This window comes from Streptomyces sp. NPDC015144 (assembly GCF_043079735.1).
Taxonomy (GTDB): domain Bacteria; phylum Actinomycetota; class Actinomycetes; order Streptomycetales; family Streptomycetaceae; genus Streptomyces.
Map to the genome: position 1 here is coordinate 15,798 of NZ_JBIBUU010000010.1, position 16,788 is coordinate 32,585.

At 72.2% G+C, this 16,788-nt stretch carries 13 protein-coding genes and 1 tRNA gene; 9 read left to right on the top strand and 5 right to left on the bottom strand.

Going from position 1 to position 16,788, the window contains the following annotated elements; all coding sequences use genetic code 11:
* Positions 1-291: 291 nt before the first annotated feature.
* From rsgA to ACF08W_RS18525, 6 genes are all read left to right on the top strand, one after another.
* Entirely contained in the window at positions 292-1,407 is a 1,116-nt protein-coding gene (gene rsgA / locus ACF08W_RS18500) for a ribosome small subunit-dependent GTPase A (protein ID WP_392279851.1), read from the top strand.
* Between the two features lie 17 nt (positions 1,408-1,424).
* Positions 1,425-2,171, top strand: coding sequence for an SAM-dependent methyltransferase (locus ACF08W_RS18505; RefSeq protein ID WP_385213598.1), 747 nt, complete (start codon positions 1,425-1,427; stop codon positions 2,169-2,171).
* Positions 2,172-2,379: 208 nt separating this feature from the next.
* Positions 2,380-3,336: an ATP-binding cassette domain-containing protein gene (locus tag ACF08W_RS18510; RefSeq protein ID WP_392279852.1), complete on the top strand. Its 957-nt coding sequence runs from the start codon at positions 2,380-2,382 to the stop codon at positions 3,334-3,336.
* Entirely contained in the window at positions 3,333-4,154 is an 822-nt protein-coding gene (locus tag ACF08W_RS18515; protein ID WP_392279853.1) for an ABC transporter permease, read from the top strand. Before ACF08W_RS18510 ends, ACF08W_RS18515 begins: the two co-directional genes overlap by 4 nt.
* 5 nt (positions 4,155-4,159) lie before the next feature.
* Positions 4,160-4,747 carry a TetR/AcrR family transcriptional regulator gene (locus ACF08W_RS18520; RefSeq protein WP_385213608.1) on the top strand — a complete coding sequence of 196 codons (588 nt, stop codon included), beginning with the start codon at positions 4,160-4,162 and terminating at the stop codon, positions 4,745-4,747.
* A 167-nt stretch (positions 4,748-4,914) separates the two neighbouring features.
* Entirely contained in the window at positions 4,915-6,933 is a 2,019-nt protein-coding gene (locus ACF08W_RS18525) for a hypothetical protein (protein WP_392279854.1), read from the top strand.
* A gap of 275 nt (positions 6,934-7,208) precedes the next feature.
* On the opposite strand, the gene ACF08W_RS18530 is transcribed toward ACF08W_RS18525, so the two are convergent.
* Both ACF08W_RS18530 and ACF08W_RS18535 read right to left on the bottom strand, forming a co-directional pair.
* A tRNA-Pro gene (locus ACF08W_RS18530) sits at positions 7,209-7,282 on the bottom strand.
* Between the two features lie 53 nt (positions 7,283-7,335).
* Positions 7,336-9,969, bottom strand: a complete 2,634-nt coding sequence (locus ACF08W_RS18535) for an ATP-binding protein (RefSeq protein ID WP_392279855.1) — start codon at positions 9,967-9,969, stop codon at positions 7,336-7,338.
* 106 nt (positions 9,970-10,075) lie between these two features.
* Between ACF08W_RS18535 and ACF08W_RS18540 the strand changes: the two genes are divergently transcribed.
* Entirely contained in the window at positions 10,076-10,576 is a 501-nt protein-coding gene (locus ACF08W_RS18540; RefSeq protein WP_392279856.1) for a DUF309 domain-containing protein, read from the top strand.
* Between the two features lie 91 nt (positions 10,577-10,667).
* On the top strand, positions 10,668-11,150 hold the full coding sequence (locus ACF08W_RS18545; RefSeq protein WP_392279857.1) for a hypothetical protein: 483 nt from the start codon (positions 10,668-10,670) through the stop codon (positions 11,148-11,150).
* A 7-nt stretch (positions 11,151-11,157) separates the two neighbouring features.
* Here the strand turns inward: ACF08W_RS18545 and ACF08W_RS18550 are convergent, their stop codons facing one another.
* From ACF08W_RS18550 to ACF08W_RS18560, 3 genes are read right to left on the bottom strand one after another with little or no spacing between them, the layout of a single operon-like run.
* A complete protein-coding gene (locus ACF08W_RS18550) occupies positions 11,158-12,393 on the bottom strand; it encodes an NAD(P)/FAD-dependent oxidoreductase (protein WP_392279858.1) in 1,236 nt (411 codons plus the stop codon).
* A complete protein-coding gene (locus tag ACF08W_RS18555; RefSeq protein WP_392279969.1) occupies positions 12,390-13,832 on the bottom strand; it encodes an NAD(P)/FAD-dependent oxidoreductase in 1,443 nt (480 codons plus the stop codon). The genes ACF08W_RS18550 and ACF08W_RS18555 overlap by 4 nt, the downstream gene beginning before the upstream one ends.
* Before the next feature lie 19 nt (positions 13,833-13,851).
* The gene (locus ACF08W_RS18560; RefSeq protein ID WP_392279859.1) at positions 13,852-15,285 is read right to left on the bottom strand and encodes an FGGY family carbohydrate kinase; all 1,434 of its coding nucleotides are present in this window, start codon (positions 15,283-15,285) and stop codon (positions 13,852-13,854) included.
* A gap of 472 nt (positions 15,286-15,757) precedes the next feature.
* Here ACF08W_RS18560 and ACF08W_RS18565 point away from each other — a divergent pair, with 472 nt between their 5' ends.
* Positions 15,758-16,765, top strand: a complete 1,008-nt coding sequence (locus ACF08W_RS18565; RefSeq protein WP_392279860.1) for a hypothetical protein — start codon at positions 15,758-15,760, stop codon at positions 16,763-16,765.
* The last annotated feature ends 23 nt before the right edge of the window (positions 16,766-16,788 follow it).

Here is a 16,788-nt window from a genome sequence, read left to right on the forward strand (position 1 = left end):
CTGGGCTGCGTGCTGAAGCACTGCCCAAGAAACGCTTCCGGTCGGTCGGGGCCGACTCATGGGTTCACAGAAGATGCTACGGTTTCCGTTGAAGTGGCAACCAGGCCATTCTTGGAGATCGGAGGAGATGCGCGATGACGGTCGTGGTGACCACCGCTGTGTGCGGTGCCCGACTCGTTCGCATCTCTCGGGTCTCGGCCTGACCTTTCCTCTGTCGACCTCCCTTCTCTGCAGGGAGTGGTTCCGGCACGTCTGACGTCCGGCGAGACCCCCTCTCAAGGGTCTCTTCCATTGTTTCACCAACACGCTTCTCCCCCTTCTGCTCTCTTCTGTCCTTCGCGCGTCCCGACCTTGGCCGACTTCGGCTGGGACACGGAACGTGAGCGGTCCTTCGGTCCATCGAGGGACGAGGGACTGGTACCGGGCCGGGTCGTGCGGACCGAGCGCGGTCTGTGCGACATCGTCGCCGAGACCGGCCCCGTCCGCGCGACGGTCCTCCCCTCCTCAGGTACCGGTGATGGGCTGACGCCGTGCACCGGTGACTGGGTGGCCGTCCGGCCGGCCGGACCGGCGACCTCCGCCACCGTGGTGAAGGTGCTGGAGCGACGGAGTGCGGTGGTCCGCTCCACTTCCTCGCGGACTTCCCACGCCCAGATCCTGGCCGCGAACGTCGACACCGTGGTGGTGGCCGTCTCTCTCGCCGACCCGCTCAAGCTCGAGCGGATCGAACGGATGCTCGCCCTGGCCTGGGAGAGCGGCGCCACACCGGTGGTGGTGCTCACCAAGGCCGACCGGTCCACCGACCCCGCTTCTGCGGCGTCCGAGGTGGCCGAGGCGGCCCCGGGGGCGGAGGTGCTGGTCACCAGCGCCACCACCGGCGAGGGCCTGGACGTCCTGACCGCCGTCCTGTCGGGCACGGTCGTTCTGCTCGGACCCTCGGGCGCGGGCAAGTCCACCCTCGGCAACCGACTGCTCGGCGAGGATCTCCTGGCCACCGGCACGGTACGCGGCAGCGACGGCAAGGGCCGACACACCACCGCCTGGCGCGAACTGGTGCCGATGCCCCACGGAGGAGTGCTTCTGGACACCCCGGGCCTGCGCGGCGTCGGCCTGCACGACGCCGACGACGGCCTGGAGCACACCTTCGCAGAGATCACCGAGCTGGCCCGCGACTGCCGCTTCGCGGACTGCGCCCACACCACCGAGCCGGGCTGCGGCGTGCTGGCCGCCGTCGAGGACGGCCGTCTCACCCAGCGGCGCCTCGACAGCTACCACCGGCTGCAGCGCGAGAACGCCTACGCAGCCGCCCGCACCGACGCGCGGCTGCGCGCCGAGCTGCAACGGCCGATGAAGCGGATCTCGCGCCAGGTGCGCGCCCTCAAGCAGTCCCCCCACTTCAAGGCATGACGGAAAGGAATACGGTCATGGACCTTCCCCGCATCTTCACCATCCGCGAGAGCGGCCACCGCATCCACAACCCGCTGACCGCGGACAAGTTCGCCACCCTGGGTGAATCCCTCCGCCTCCCCGCCGGGACCCGGGTGCTCGACCTGGCCAGCGGCTCGGGCGAAATGCTGTGCACCTGGGCCCGCGACCTGGGCTTCACCGGTACGGGGGTCGACATCAGCACGCTCTTCACCGCGCAGGCCCGGGCCCGCGCCACCGAACTCGGCGTCGCCGACCGGGTCGAGTTCGTCCACGGTGACGCCGCCGGCCACGTCGCCGACCAGCCGGTCGATCTGGCCGCCTGCGTCGGCGCCACCTGGATCGGCAACGGTGTCGCCGGAACGACCGAGCTGCTCCAGCGCAGCCTCCGGCCGGGAGGGACGATGCTGATCGGCGAACCGTTCTGGCGGCAGACCCCTCCGGACGACGAGACCGCCAAGGCCTGCCACGCCACCTCCGTCGCCGACTTCCTGCTCCTCCCCGGTCTGATCGAGCAGTTCCAGCAACTCGGGTACGACGTCGTGGAAATGACGCTGGCCGACCAAAACAGTTGGGACCGCTACGCCGCGGCGCAGTGGCTCAGCATGCGCCGCTGGCTCGATGAGAACCCGGACGACGAACTCGCCCCCGAAGTACGGGAAGAACTCACCACCGAGCCCGCCCACTACGCCCGTTACGGGCGTGAGTACCTCAGCTGGGGCGTCTTCGCCCTCATGAAGCGCTGACATCCCCGTCCCCGGTGGGGCCCGGACGTCAGATCGTCCGGGCCCCGCTTGGGGCATCATCACGGCGGTCGATCCGACGGCAGCGGCGCCGACGCCCCCGCCGCCGTGCAGACGCCGGCCTTCGGACGGACCGGGGGCTCGGAGTACCGGCGACCGGAAGTCGCTTGCAAACCTACCTATTGATAGGTAGGTTTGCAGTATGGACAACATGACCACCCCTTCCATCCGTGCCGTCGGGCTCGGGCGGGACTTCGCCGAGCACACCGCGGTGCACCGGCTCGACCTGGAGGTGAACCCCGGAGAGGTCTACGGCCTGCTCGGCCCCAACGGCTCGGGCAAGAGCACTATCGTCCGGATGCTCACCACCATGCTCCGCCCCTCCCGGGGCGCTGCCCAGGTCGCCGGAGCCGACATCTCCCGTGACCCCGGAACGGTCCGCCGCCGCACCGGAGTCGTCCTTCAAGGCGCCGCCCTCGACCCTCTGATGTCCGCCCGCGAACTGCTGCGGCTGCAAGGACGACTCCAGACACTCAGCGCCCGGCAGGCACGCGCACGCTGCGCCGAGCTCCTCACCGCTTTCGACGCGCATGACTTCGCGGACACCCCGGTCGGCAAGCTCAGTGGGGGCCAGCGCCGCCGCGTCGACCTCGCCGTCGCACTGGTCCAGCGCCCGGACGTACTCTTCCTCGACGAACCCACCACAGGGCTCGACCCGGCCGGCCGCCGGGACCTGTGGGACGAGATCCGCACACTGGCCGCCACCCACGGCGTCACCGTCCTGCTGACCACCCAGTACCTGGAAGAGGCCGACCAGCTCTGCGACCGCGTCGGCATCCTTCGCGCCGGCCGCCTCATCGCCTCCGCCGCCCCGAACGCCCTCAAGGAGGAGGTCGGCGACCGTGTCCTCACCCTGCGCTTCCTCGATGCCCCCACCGCCGGCCAGGCCCGGGAGCTGCTCACCGCCAAGGGAGCGGAGATCCACACAGCCGGAACCGCCCCGCACACGGTGAGCATCCGGCTCGCCCGTCCTGGAGCCGACGGGGAGGCGCTGCTCACCCTGGCCTCCGCGGGCCTGCGCGCCGAATCCCTGACCGTCGACGAACCCAGCCTGGAGGACGTCTTCCTCCGCCTGGCCCTCACCCCGGAAAGTGCCACCGCCGCATGAGCACGATCACCACCGCCGTCACCGGCCCCGCGTACCCGCCCGCAGCACCGAGGTCGTGGGCGGCCCTGGGACCACTGACCGCTCGCTCGCTCACGTCCTGCCTCCGCATACCCTCGCTGCTTCTCTCGCCGCTGCTCACGAGCGCTTTCTTCATGATCATCTATGAGGGGCAGCTGTCCTCGGTCACGGCCGCGGCCGCTCCCGGCGGTCGCTACATCGAGGTGGTTCTGCCGCTGTGCCTGCTCACTACCGCCTTCACCGGGGGCGCCACTGCGGGGCAACTGCTCGTGAACGACATCGGCTCGGGCTATCACGCACGGCTCTGGCTCACCCCGGTCGGCCGCTGGGCCCTCATCACCGCCCCCGTCCTGGCAGGGGTCGTCGTCCTGACCGCTCAGGCCGCCGCGCTCACCGGACTCGGCCTGCTGCTCGGCCTGAACCCCGTCTCCGGGCCCCCCGCCGTCCTGGCGCTCATCGGCGCCACCGTCCTGCTGGGGACGGGGTTCCTGCTGCTGGCCGCCGCGGTCGGCCTCCACACCGGCAACAGCGCGGCAGTCGGCTCCGTGACCCTCGTCTTCTTCCCGCTCTCCTTCTTCACCGCCACCTTCGTCCCGCGTGACCAACTCGACGGCTGGATGGCCCACGCTGCCGACATCAACCCGCTCACCCCACCGCTGGAAGCCATGCGCAGTCTGCTCACCGCCTCCTGGAACGAGCAGAACCTGCTGCCGGGCGCCCTTGTCGCTCTCGTTCTCCTGGCGGCGGGCGCCGCTGCGGCCCACCTCACCCTGACCCGTCGTACTCGTACAGGAGTCTGACCACCATGCCCCGCCAGAGCGACACCCGCGCCCGTGCCCGTGACGAGTTCGCCCGACGACTCGCCGACTACGGCTACCTCGGCGTCTCCCTCGACGACATCGCCAAAGCCGTCGACGTGAAGAAGGCCAGCCTCTACCACCACTTCCCCGGCGGAAAGCCCGCCCTGTTCATGGAGGTGGCCGACCACTACACCAAGGAAGCCTCCGCCCTCCTCCAGAGCGCACTCGCCACCCCCGGCACCCTGCGCGACAAGCTTCTCGCCCTCGCCGCCTCCTATGCCCAGGGCACCTACAACTCCGCACTCAGCAACCAGATCTACTACGCCACCCGCCATCTCGAGGAGAGCCGGCGCGCCGAGGTCTCCCACGCCTACGTGCGCGGCCTCATCCAGCCCGTCACCGACCTCATGGCCCAGGCGGTGGCCACGGGCGCACTACGGCAAGCCGACCCGGGATTCCTCGCCACCGCCTTCATGGAGCTCGCCGCCACTGTTCATCCCCCGCAGGACGACTGCCATCAGGCGTCCGCCGACCGCCTGGCCCAGGACGTCGTCGACCTCTTCCTGCGAGGAGCCGGCCCGGACACCCCTTGACCTGAAGTTCAGCCTTCGAACATCCAGCCAGGCCGTGTGCTTGAAACGCCGAGGTCGCACAGGGGATGTACGACGGTCCCCTGATCGGCCGAGGGGCCCGCCCCGGCCGGTGTGATGTTCTCGGCCCGTTCGGCGCTGAGATATACGTGACCACAAAATTCAAACACGTGTCCGATTCTGTGCGTCGTCTCGCTCTCGTCCTCGCGCTCGCCGCCGTGCCCGTCGCCGCCTCTCCCACAGCCCACGCCGAAGAGTCCGAGACGCCTGAGGTCGCACTGACCGCACCGGACAGATATACGCCCGTCCAGGACGTGCTGTACGCCGCCGGAGAGACCGGTTACCTTCACCGGCGGGAGACGGACGACGGCTCCACCGCCCCGTACCAGTGGCGCGGATACGACGGAACCGAGCGGAACGTCGAGAACTTCACCGGCCAACTGCCGGGCCAGCAGGGCTACTACGGCGCGGGGACGGACATCCTTCCCGTGCCCGTGGGTGCGAGTGGAGTCGTGCAGTTGCGCGACCCGGCGACGGGCGAGTCGACACCGCTCACCGTGCCTGACGGTCAGTACACCGTCGCTTCCTTCGGGCGGACCGTGCTGACGCTCTCGTACAACGAGGTGTGGCAGGTGGACAAGCTGCACGTCCTCCGGCTCCAGGACGGCGTGACCACCGAAACCCCGGTCGAACCACCACCGGGACTGCGTTTCGACCGGTACCCCGTCGCCGCCGGGGACGGGCAGTTGGCCGTCGTGAGGTTCACCCGCGCGCACACCATCGGCCTCGTCGACCTGACGACCGGCACCCTGACGCCCGTCTCCACAAACGTCGCCGTCGACGAGCCCTGGTCCGTCCAGGCCGCCGTTTCCCCCACCCACATCGCCTGGTACCAGAAGGGCATGAGCCAGGCCCGGGTGATCCGCCGTGACGCCCCGTCCGGGGCACAGACCTCCGTCACCGTGCCGCCCTCCGACGAGGGCACTCCCGTCGTCGGACTGGCCGGCGAGTGGCTCCTCACAAGCTACCGGCCGCAGGCCCCCACCGAGCAGAACCCTCCCGCGCGTCGGGGAGGTCCCCTCAAGGCCGTCCCGCTCGACGGCGGTTCACCCGTCACCCTGCTGGACGCGGCGCAGCCCGACCTGCTGCAGGTCCCCGGCGGCGGGGCGGTGACGGTAGGCGGCGCGCACGCCGGCGACTGGGCGGTGCGCCGGGTCGAGACCGGACCGGACGGCCGCCCGACGCTGCGCACGCTCTCCCAGGTACCCGCCGCGCCCGCCGTTCTGCGTGGCATTGCCCTCTCCGGTGGCCAGTTGGTCACCAAGGAGGAGGACAGCGGGCCGCGGCCTTCCTATCAGACCCGCGAGGTGACCCTCACCGGTACACCGTCGGCGGGGGCACGCTCCGAGGTCACCACCGCCCCCCTCGGTGACGGTTACGGCCAGCCGCTGGGCGCGGGAGACGGTTCGGTCGTCCATGTACGGTACGACGAAGCCTCTCAGCGGGACGTCCTGGTCCGCGCAACGGCAGGCGGTACGCGCACCGAGGTCGTGCCCCTCGACCGCGCCATGCCTCCGACCTCGGGCCGCGGCCTGCGCGACGCCGCCGGGCGGTACGCGGTCTACGGAGGTGGCGACGAGCGGGTGGTCGTCGATTTCGACGCACCCGGTGGCGGGACGGTGGTCCAGCAGCTGAAAACCCCCGCGGCCGCACTCGGCGGATCCACGCTGTGGACCACCGACGGCACCGGCGGACGCGTCGAGGCACGCGATCTGGTCTCGGGCGCCATCACCCCGTACACGGTCGGCGCCTCGTGCGTGATCCGGGACATCCAGGTCGCCGGACACTGGATGTACTGGGACTGCCTGGGCCAGGACACGACCGGTGACCAGTCGACCCCGTTCGGCGTGTACGACCTGAAGTCCGGTGCCGGTATCAGTCTGCCCAAACGTGGAAAGCTCGGAGACGGCTTCCTCGTCAACCACGACACAGCCACGGGCAAGCTGCAGCTCATCGACTTCCACACCGGCACCGTCGCCGCGCCCCGGACGCTGGCAGACCTGCCCGTCTCGACCGGCTGGAAGAACTACGACGTGGACAAGTTCGGCAGCGGCATCGCATGGCTGGACGCCGACGGCACGGCGCACGTCACTTCGAGCGATACGTCGGCACTCAGTTCGGGTCTCTGACCCAGGTACGGGCGGCGCCACCCTGCCGCCGCCCGTACCCTGCGCCCGGCGTTCACGCTGCCTGCCGCTTGGGCTCTTCGAACCGCGCGAATCCGGGAACATCCTGGCCGATGGCGTGACCACGGCGTCCAGGCTTCCACCTGGTCAAGCCGATCTCGGTGACCATCGCAACGCCGTCACCGACTGACCGAGCAGCCCGTCGAAGGCCCCCAAGAATGATCAAGGGCTGGTTTCGGATTCCTCCGAAACCAGCCCTGATCTGCGACTGTCTCCAGTCGGGACGACAGGATTTGAACCTGCGACCCCTTGACCCCCAGTCAAGTGCGCTACCAAGCTGCGCCACGTCCCGATGCGATGTTCCATCCCGGTGTTGCCGGGTGGCCTCGCAGGACAAACATTACCTCACTCCGAGGACCGGATCGACGCCCGTGCCTGGTGGGCGCGGTTCGCCAGGGACTCCGCGCCGCAGGCGGTGGCCAGTTTGTACGCCCGGGCGAGTTCGCGCGGCGAGCGGATCGCGATGCCGTAGTCGACCAGGGCCAGCGCGTGTTCGTACGCGGACGGGGACGACTCCAGGTGGCGGACCGCCTCGGAGAGCAGACGGGTGGCCTCCTCGGGAGCGGCGAACAGGGCGAGGCAGTGCAGGGCCTCACCGATCGCAGTCTCCGTGCCGAAGCGCTCGGCGTGCACCCGTGCGGTGGCGGCGAGTTGGGCCGCGCGGTCCGGGTTCTCCTCGGCCAGGGCGCGGGCGAGATCACCGGCCCAGGGCGCCCACACACCGTTGAACCTGCCGCGCGGTTCGAGCTTCTGACCGGCCGCTTCGAGCTCGACGATCGCTTCCTTGGTCCGGCCCTCGGCCAGCAGCAGCCTGCCGCGTACGCAGGGGCCGTCGGGCAGCACCATCGCGCTGGGGTAGGGCGCCTCGAAGGTGTAGCGGTCGGCGATCTCGCGGGCCTCGGTGACCCGGCCCCGGGCGACCAGGGTGTCGATGAGCAGGCAGGCCGCGTCCCAGTGGACCGGCAGTCCGCTGCCCACCCGGTCGGCGAGGCGCAGCCCTTCGCGCAGGAAGCCCTCGGCCTCCGCCAGCCTTCCCCGACGGCGGTGGACCAGTCCGAGCAGGGTGTGCGCGAACGCGAGGTGCGCGCCGCTCCAGCCGGAGATCTCGAAGGCGCGGACCGCCTCGGCGAAGAGTTCCTCGGCGCGGTCGAGCTGGTCGGTGAAGGCATAGGTGATGCCGACCAGGGTCGGCAGCTCGAAGCCCCATTCGGTGTCGGTCCAGCCGAGTCCCCTGGCCGGGTGTCCGCCGACCAGGGCGCGTTCGCAGAGGTCGACGACGAGCTGGGCGTTCTCGCCGCGCACCATGGCGTCGAAGGCCCGGAGCGTGAGCAGGGCGCGTTCGGCGTTGTCCCGGCCGTGCAGATGGTCGGCGTTGCGGGCGAGCCGGGCGGAGCGGCCGGGGCCGTCCTCCTCGGTGGCCTGCATGCCCTCCCAGAGGAAGTGGGCGGCCTGGAGCCGCATCAGGCCGGGGCCCGGGGCGGTACGGGCGACCTCCGCGGCGAGTGCGCTCGCCGCCTCCTTGAGCTGGTTGTTGTGCGAGTGCGCGGCCGCGAGCCGGTAGGTGGCGTCGACCCGCTGGTCGTCGTCGAGCCCCGGCATGTCGAGCGCGTTGCGCAGGTGCTGGACGGTGGTGGCCGGGGAGCTGAGCAGGGTGGCGCAGCCCAGCTCGTACAGCAGGGTGGCCTGTACGCGCTCGCGCGGGGGTTCGCGCAGGGCGCGTTCGAGGCAGCGGCGGGCGGCTTCCGGGGCGCCGACGGCGAGGTGCTGCTTGGCCGCCTCGCGGAGCTGCTCGACGAGTTCCTGGTCGTCGTCCGGGTGGACCTCCAGCAGATGCCGGGAGGCCGCGGCGGGGCCGAGTCCGGCCCGGTTGATCGCCCAGGCGGCCCGGCCGTGCATGGCGGTGCGGGTGGCCGGCGGGATGGCGCGGTAGATCGCGCTCGCGATGAGCGGGTGGACGAACTCCAGCGGGTCGAAGCCGGTGACGATGCGGGCCTCGCGCAGCCGCGCCGTGCAGTCGGCGGCCTCGGCCGAGGTCATTCCGGCGAGGGTGGCGGCCAGGTCCTGGGAGATGTCGGTGCCGAGAACGGCCGCGGCCCAGGCGAAGCGGGTGGCGTTGGTACCGAGCCGTTCGAGCCGGGCGACGAGGCCGCTGCCGCGGGCGGAGGCGCCGAGCTCGCGCAGCAGTCCGGCCGACTCGTCCAGCGGGACCAGCTCGCGGTCCTGCACCTTGGCGACGAGCTCGACCGCCTCGTACGGGTTTCCGCCGGTGACCGCCCACACCTCGCGGCAGAAGGGGTCGTCCGCGTGTTCGCCGAGGGCCGCGCGGACCAGTTCCGCGGTGGCGTCCGGGGTGAGGGCGCGCAGCGCGACGCGGACCTGGGCGGGGTGGGCGCCGCCCACTCCGTCCTCCTTCTCACGGGTGGCGAACTCCTCCGGGCGGTGGGCCTGGACGACCAGGACCGGGAGCTCGTTCAGCCGGGCGGTGAACGAGGCGAGCCAGGCGAGGGATTCGCCGTCCGCCCAGTGCGCGTCGTCGATGACGAGCAGCAGCGGACGGTGGCTCAGCCGGGAGGCCAGCCGGGCGACGACGTAGTCCAGGCCGTCCCGCACACCCTGCGGATCGGGCTGCGGGCCGCTCGGCTCGGCCAGTCCGAGCGCCGGTGCGGCGACCTCGTACCAGGGGCCGAAGAGGGCCCGCACCTCGTCGGGCGGAAATCGGTCGAACGCGGGCTGGAGCAGTTGGCGTACGACGTGGAACGGCACGGAGGTGACCGTTTCGCCGCCCCGCGCGGACCAGACGGTGCAGCGGTCGGCGGCCATCGCCTGGATCTCGGCGAGCAGCGCGGTCTTGCCGATACCGGCCTCGCCGCTGAAGATCAGCAGCCCGCCGACGGCCTGGGCGCCGCAGAGGGCGTCCACCGCCTCCGCGGCGGCGGCGAGTTCCGGTTCGCGTTCGTACAGCGGCCGGGACGGCTTCATCCCTACCCTCCCCAAGGTGATGCGTGTGGTTTCGACACTAGTCGTGAACACTGGTCCACGGACAGTGGTTCGGACAGTTCAGCGCGGGTGCGGGCACAATCGTGGAGTGGACGGAAATCGCAGGGACCGGGACACCGGGGGCCGGGCACGCAACGCGCGCCCGCGTGACGGGCTGGGCCGCCCGCTTCCGTACGGGAGCGAGGGGGTGGCCCGGCAGCCGGAGGGGGTGGTGCGTGCCCCCGAGGAGACCGTGCGCGAGGCGCAGCGGCTCCTGGACGCGGGGATGCCGTTCCATGCGCACGAGGTGTTCGAGGACGCGTGGAAGTCGGGCCCGGAGTCGGAGCGGGAGCTGTGGCGGGGGCTCGCGCAGTTGGCGGTGGGGCTGACCCACGCGGCCCGGGGCAATGCGACGGGCGGGGCGCGGCTGCTGCGGCGCGGGGCGGTGGCGCTGACCGGATTCGCCGCGGGCCGGCCGTACGGGATCGGGGTCGCCGGGCTGATCGGCTGGGCCGAGGGGCTGGCCGGGCGGGTGGCGGAGGAGGGCGCGGCCGGCCGGCGGATCGATCCGGTGGCGGAGGCGCCGCGGCTGTGCGGCCCGGTGCGTTGAGGGTCCGGGAGCGGTCCGCTCCGGGGCGGATCCGGCGCCCGTCGCACCGAGCGGCGAACAGGGCGGCCCGCAGCCATTACGATCGCGCGTCATGAGCAATTCTGACCAGGACCAGGAGCAGGGCCGAAGCGTGGACGCCCCGATAGCCGCGGACACGGGCGTCGCGGGGGCGAGGACGAAGAAGGAAGCGGGCGCGGAGGCGGACGCCGGGGAAAAGAAAGCGGCGACCGACGCGGAGGCGGCTTCCGAGGCGGCCGTCGACACCCAGACCGGCGCAGACGCCGAGGCCGAGGCCGACGCCGACGAGGCCGGTGACCGCAGGCTGACGCCCCGCCAGGCGAGACGGTTGCGGATGGCGCTGTCGGCGGTGGGGATGGCCGCGATGGCGGTCGTTCTCGCACTGCGTATCGCCAGCCGGTCGTCCGTCCTGGTGGTCGGGGTGTACGGGCTGGCGCTGATCCTGTGCGGGATCGTGATCGAGCTGAGTCGCAACGGGCGTACGCGGCTCGGCAGTTGGCTGCTCGCCGTCGGCCTGGTCGCGGCCATCGGTTCGGACTGGCTGCTGATTCCCTGACGCGTGGTCAGCATGGCGTGATCCGTACGGTGCCGCCGTCCGGTTCGGCCCGCTCCAGCCAGTCGGCGCGCAGAGGGAAGGACCGGCCCGGAACGGCGGACCGCAGCAGCCGCTCCCGGTGCAGTTCCCGGCCGTCCTGGTGGACGAGGAGCAGCGGCGCGGTGAGCCGTTCGGCGGTGCGCAGAAGGAAGCGTCCGCCGGTCGGAAGGGTGCCGTCGGGGCCGACGAGGTTGGGGGCGACCCAGCTCAGCGGGGCGTCGGCGGCGATGGCCGGCCGGTGGGCGGGCCAGGTGCCGGTGATCAGGTGGCGCAGTACGGGGGCGGCGACGGCTCGGCCCTCGGCGAAGGCGTGGCCCGCGCTCTCCACTCCGTGCAGCAGGTTGCCGGCGGCGAAGATTCCGGTCCGGTCGGTGCGGTGGTCCGGGTCGTGGGCGGGTCCCCGGGTGCCGGGGTCGAGGGTGACGGCGCCGCGCCGGGCCAGTTCGTGTTCGGGGATCCAGTCGCCGGTGAAGACGACGGTGTCGCAGTGCAGCGTGGTGGTGCGGCCGTCCTGGTGGCGGACGGCGACGCCGGTGAGCCGTTTCCGGCCGACGAGGGCGGTGACGGTGGTGCGGGTGAGGACCGGGGTGCGGTCGTTGCCCCGGGTCAGGGCGGCGAAGGGGGCGGGCGGCTGGTCGGTGACCAGGGCGACGACCTCGGTCTCCGCGACGCGCAGGGTGTCGGCGGCGGCCCGGGCGACCGGTCCGTCGCCGATGACGACCGCGCGGCCGCCGATCCGCCGCCCGTGGAGGTGGACGGCCTGCTGGAGTTCGCCGGTGGTGAGGACGCCGGGCGGGCGGTCACCGGGGACGAGCCGGGCGCTGCGGGGGCGTTCGCGGGCGCCGGTGGCGAGGACGACCGCGCGGGCGGTGATCCGTTCGAGGCCGGTGGGTGCGGTGGTGTCGACCGTGAGCGGTCCGGCCCAGCCGGTGACGGAGACGCCGGTGCGCAGGGCGGCTCCGGCGCGCAGGGCGGTGGCGACGCAGTCGCGGGCGTACGCGGGTCCGGTGGCGGTGCCCCGGCCGATCGTCCGGCCGCCGAATCCGCCGTGGTGGCAGTGGCGGGGGATGCCGCCCGCGGTCTGTTCGCGTTCCAGGATCTCGACCCGGCCCGCGCCGGACGCGGCGAGTTCGGCCCCGGCGCCCAGGCCGGCCGGACCGGCGCCGACGATCAGGACGTCGACGGTGCGTTCGTGCCGGGTCACGGCCGGGCCTCCTCGAACAGGGCCCGGACCGCGGCTCCGCAGGAGAACCCCTGGCACCGGCCGTTCCCGGCGCGCGTTCTGCGGCGCAGGCCGTCCGGGGAGCCCGGTGGCACCGTGCTCGCCAGGGCGTCCCGGATCTCGCCGGCGGAGACGCGTTCGCAGTGGCAGACCAGGGTGCCGTACGCCGGGTCGCGGGCGATGAGCGCGGCGTCCTGGTAGGGGCGGGGGAAGGCCTCGCCGAGGTTGGGCAGGGTGACGGGCGGCAGTTCGGCGGGTTCGCCGAGGTCGAGGCCGGATTCCCCGAGCAGTCCGACGACATGGGCGGCGATGGCCATGGAGGCGGTGAGTCCGGTGGAGCGGATGCCGCCGACGGTGATGTGGCGTTCGTCGGGGCGGGAGCGGATGCGGTAGTCCTCCTGGCCGGTGGCGGCGCGCAGTCCGGCGTAGACGGCGGTGACCTCCTCGTCGAGGAGGTCGGGCAGGATGCGGCGGCCCTTCTCGCGGAGCAGGGCGAGGGCGTCGGCGGTCGATCCGGTGGCGGTCTTGTCGTCGATGTCCTCGGCGGTGGGGCCGAGGAGGACGTTGCCGAAGACGGTCGGCGCGACCAGTACGCCCTTGCCGGCGGCGGTGGGGACCGGGAGCAGGATGTGGCGGACCAGGTCCCGGGCGAGCTTGTCGAAGACGATGAGCTGGCCCCGGCGCGGGGTGACGGTGAACTCGTCGTGGCCGAGCAGCCGGTCGATCTCGTCGGCGTACAGTCCGGCGGCGTTGATCAGGTGGCGGGTGCGCAGGGTGCCCCGGGAGGTGGTGAGGGTGTGCAGGCCGCCGTCGTCGTCGATGTCCCGTACCCGGCAGTTCAGGTGGAGGTGGACTCCGGCGCGGACGGCCTGGGTGGTGTAGGCGAGGGGGGTCGTCCAGGGGCAGACGAGGCTCTCGTCGGGGATCTCCAGGGCGCCGAGCGCGCCGGGGCCGAGCCGTGGCTCCCGGTTCCGCAGTTCGTCGGCGTCCAGGAGCCGGGCCGCGTGGTACTCGTTGTGTTCGGCCTTCTTCAACAGGCTCGGCAGAACGGCGAGTTGTTCCTCGTCCCAGGCGACGAGGAGGGCGCCGACCCGTTCGACGGGGATGCCTGCCCCGGCAGCGTAGGCGCGCAGCCGATGGGCTCCTTCGCGGACGAGCCGGGCCTCCAGTGTGCCGGGCACGGCGTCGAAGCCGGTGTGCAGGATCGCGGTGTTGGCCTTCGACGTGCCGTTGGCGATGTCGTCGGAGGCGTCGAGCAGCGCGGTGCGCAGGGGGTGGCGGGCCAGTTCGCGGGCGATGGCGGTGCCGACGACGCCCGCGCCGATGACGGTCACGTCGTAGACCGGCGGGCCGGTTCCGGAGCCCGTTCCCGGCAGGTTCCGGGCCGTCAGGGGTCCGGTGGTGGTGATCGTGGTGCGCATGGTGCGGCTCTCGTACGTGTCAGGCATGGTCCAGCAGGCTCTGTACGCCGGTCCGGAACGCGGCGAGGCGCTCGGCGGCCCGGTCGGCGCCGATACGGGGTTCGTACACGGCGGCGGGCTTCCACTCGGGGACGGCCCGGCGGACGGTGAGGTGCGGGTCGAGGCCGAGGCGGGCGACGGCTCCGACGCCGAGCGCGGTGGCGTCGGGGAGCGCGGACACCTCGACGGGGCGTTGCAGCAGGTCGGCCTGGGTCTGCATGAGGAGTTCGGAGCGGGTCAGGCCGCCGTCGACGCGGAGTGAGGTGAGCGGTGTGCCGAGGTCGGTGGCGGCCGCCTCGGTGAGTTCGACGACCTGGGCCGCGATGCCTTCGCACAGGGCGCGCACCAGGTGCCCCCGGGTGGTGCCGAGGCCGAGGCCGGTCAGCGATCCGCGCAGGTCGCCGCGCCACCAGGGGGCGGCGAGTCCGGCGAGCGCGGGGACGAAGGTGACGCCCCCGGAGTCGGGGACGGTCCGGCCCACGGGGTCGAGGTCGGCCGCGCCCGAGACGACCCCGAGGCCGGTCAGCCAGTCGACGGCCGAGGCGGCGGTGTAGACCTGGCCGTCGAGGCAGTAGGCCGTACGGTCGCGGAGCCGCCAGGCCACGCAGCCGACCAGGCCGGTGGAGCCGCGGCGCGGGGCGGGGCCGGTCTGGGCGAGGAGGAAGGCGCCGGTCCCGTAGGTGCATTTGGCATTGCCGGGGTCCAGGGCGTTCTGGGCGAGGAGCGCCGCCTGCTGGTCGACGAGGAGGCCGGTCAGCGGGAGTTCGCCGCCGAAGGCGGTCGTCGTGCCGACCGTGCCGTCGCAGTCGACGACCTCCGGAAGGCGTTCGTCGCCGAGGCCGAAGACGTCCAGGGCCCGGGGCGACCAGCCGACCCGGTCGAGGTCGAGGAGCTGGGTGCGGCCGGCGGTGGCCGCGTCGGTGACGAACGCGCCGGTCAACTGGTGGACGAGCCAGGCGTCGGTGGTGGTGACGACGCCTTCCCGGGTCAGTTCGCGGCGGATCCAGGCCATCTTCGGCGCGGCGAAGTAGGGGTCGAGGGGGAGTCCGGTGAGCCGGGTCAGCTCCTCCTCGTGTTCGGCGAGTTCGGCGCAGAGTCCGGCGGAGCGGCGGTCCTGCCAGACGATCGCCGCGGTGAGGGGGCGCCCGGTGGCCGGATCCCAGGCGAGCACCGTCTCACCCTGGTTGGCGAGGCCCACCGCGTGGACCGGCTCGCCCGCCTCCCGCAACGCCCGGCGGCCCGCCTCCACGACCGAGCCGAGCAGTGCGTCGGGGTCGGTCTCGACCGCTCCCCCCGACCCGTGGCGCACGGAGACCGGCACGGAGGCGGAAGCGATCACACCGCGCTCGGGACAGATCACCAACGCCTTCGTTCCCGACGTGCCCTGGTCCACGGCGAGTACCGGGCCTGTCATCGACTCTCCATCGGTGCGAACGGTGCGAAGGCTCGGTGGATCGAGCGGAACGGTGATCACTGAACTCGCCGCCCAGAGTGGTGCAGACCACCGCGCGCGTCAAGGGCCGACCGGACCTTGACCGGAACCACCCGAACAATTGATTCGACTTTGAACATCCGTTGGGATGAACGTACTTGAGTAAGATCCGCGAATCGCGCCGGATGGCGACAGCAATGGCCTTACACTCACCGCCGTGCAACAACCGGACGCCTTGCGGCAGTTCGTTGTTCAACAGCTGCTCGACCCCCCACGTTCCAGAGGATCGATGAAACCGAAACCCTGCCCCGCGCACCGCCCCACCGGCTCCCGCGCCTTCCGTGTCAGCACGGGCCCCATGCCGCCACCGGGTTGCGTGACGTGCTGAGGAGATCTTTCGACCGTCGCGTTCCGGCCTGCGGTCCGGCCCGTCGTACGGGGGCGGGGCAGGTCCATGGGCAACAGTGATTTCCGGCCGGTCTACCATCCGGCCGGCCATGACAACGATCTGCGGGCCGCGTTACAGGATCTGCGCACCGGACGCTGGATGTCCATGCGCAGCCTTCTGGAGAACACACCGGACTGGTCCCTGTGGACCCAGCGCACCCAGGTGCTCGGCGCGGTGGCCGCCGGTTCGGACGCGGTCCAGGCATGGCTGGCCGAGGATCCGCGGAGCGTCGCCGCCGCGGTGATGCAGGCGCGGGTCGTCGTCGAACGGGCGGTGCGCGCCCACCGCGAGGGCCACCACCGGGCCCGTGAGCTGTGGCAGGAGGCGTGGCAGGCCTGCCGGACGGCGGCGAACGCCTCGCCCGCGGACCCGGTGCCCTGGGTCTGCCTGCTGGCCCTGTCCCAACTGGACGAACAGCAGCAGCTGGAGGAGCACCGGCTGCACCCGCCGGGCCCGATGCTCTTCCCCGGCCCGTGGGGGCTGCTGGCGGAGGCCGACAAGCGCGATCCGTACAACCGCGAGGCGTACCACCGGATGCTCCAGTTCGTGTACGCGCGCAGGGCCGGCGGCTCCCTCTCCGAGGCGGTCAACTTCGTCCAGTGGGCGGCCTCCTCGGCCCCGGACGGCTCCGCGCTGCATGTGCTGCCGCTCTATGTGCGGGTCGAGCGCTACCGCCGCGAGCAGGGTCACGAGAAGGCCCTCGACCTGCACTGGGTCACCGAGGACGCGGAGCGGGACGCGGCCCGTGCGCTGGAGCTGTGGTTCCACCGCACGGTTCCGCTCTCGCGCTCGCTGCTCGACCTCAACCATCTGGCCCACGCCCTGTGGGGCGCGCTCCAGTTCGCCGACGCGGCAGCGGTGTTCGAGGCGCTCGGCCCGTTCTTCACTTCGATCCCCTGGGCGTACCGCACCCGGGACCGCAAGGGCCCCGGGGACGCGGAGGAGGTCTTCCTCCGCGCCCGCGGCCGCTGCCTGACCGCACCCCGCACCCCCGGACGGGGGCCGCGCCGCTGAACGACGGCCCGGGGCCGCCGGAT

What these genes read in the sequence shown, in the direction of transcription:
- ACF08W_RS18505 (WP_385213598.1), top strand. Translation starts at nt 1,425, where the DNA reads ATGGACCTTCCCCGCATCTTCACCATCCGCGAGAGCGGCCACCGCATC.
- ACF08W_RS18510 (WP_392279852.1), top strand. Translation starts at nt 2,380, where the DNA reads ATGACCACCCCTTCCATCCGTGCCGTCGGGCTCGGGCGGGACTTCGCC.
- ACF08W_RS18515 (WP_392279853.1), top strand. Translation starts at nt 3,333, where the DNA reads ATGAGCACGATCACCACCGCCGTCACCGGCCCCGCGTACCCGCCCGCA.
- ACF08W_RS18520 (WP_385213608.1), top strand. Translation starts at nt 4,160, where the DNA reads ATGCCCCGCCAGAGCGACACCCGCGCCCGTGCCCGTGACGAGTTCGCC.
- ACF08W_RS18535 (WP_392279855.1), bottom strand. Translation starts at nt 9,969, where the DNA reads ATGAAGCCGTCCCGGCCGCTGTACGAACGCGAACCGGAACTCGCCGCC.
- ACF08W_RS18545 (WP_392279857.1), top strand. Translation starts at nt 10,668, where the DNA reads ATGAGCAATTCTGACCAGGACCAGGAGCAGGGCCGAAGCGTGGACGCC.
- ACF08W_RS18555 (WP_392279969.1), bottom strand. Translation starts at nt 13,832, where the DNA reads ATGCGCACCACGATCACCACCACCGGACCCCTGACGGCCCGGAACCTG.
- ACF08W_RS18560 (WP_392279859.1), bottom strand. Translation starts at nt 15,285, where the DNA reads ATGACAGGCCCGGTACTCGCCGTGGACCAGGGCACGTCGGGAACGAAG.
- ACF08W_RS18565 (WP_392279860.1), top strand. Translation starts at nt 15,758, where the DNA reads ATGGGCAACAGTGATTTCCGGCCGGTCTACCATCCGGCCGGCCATGAC.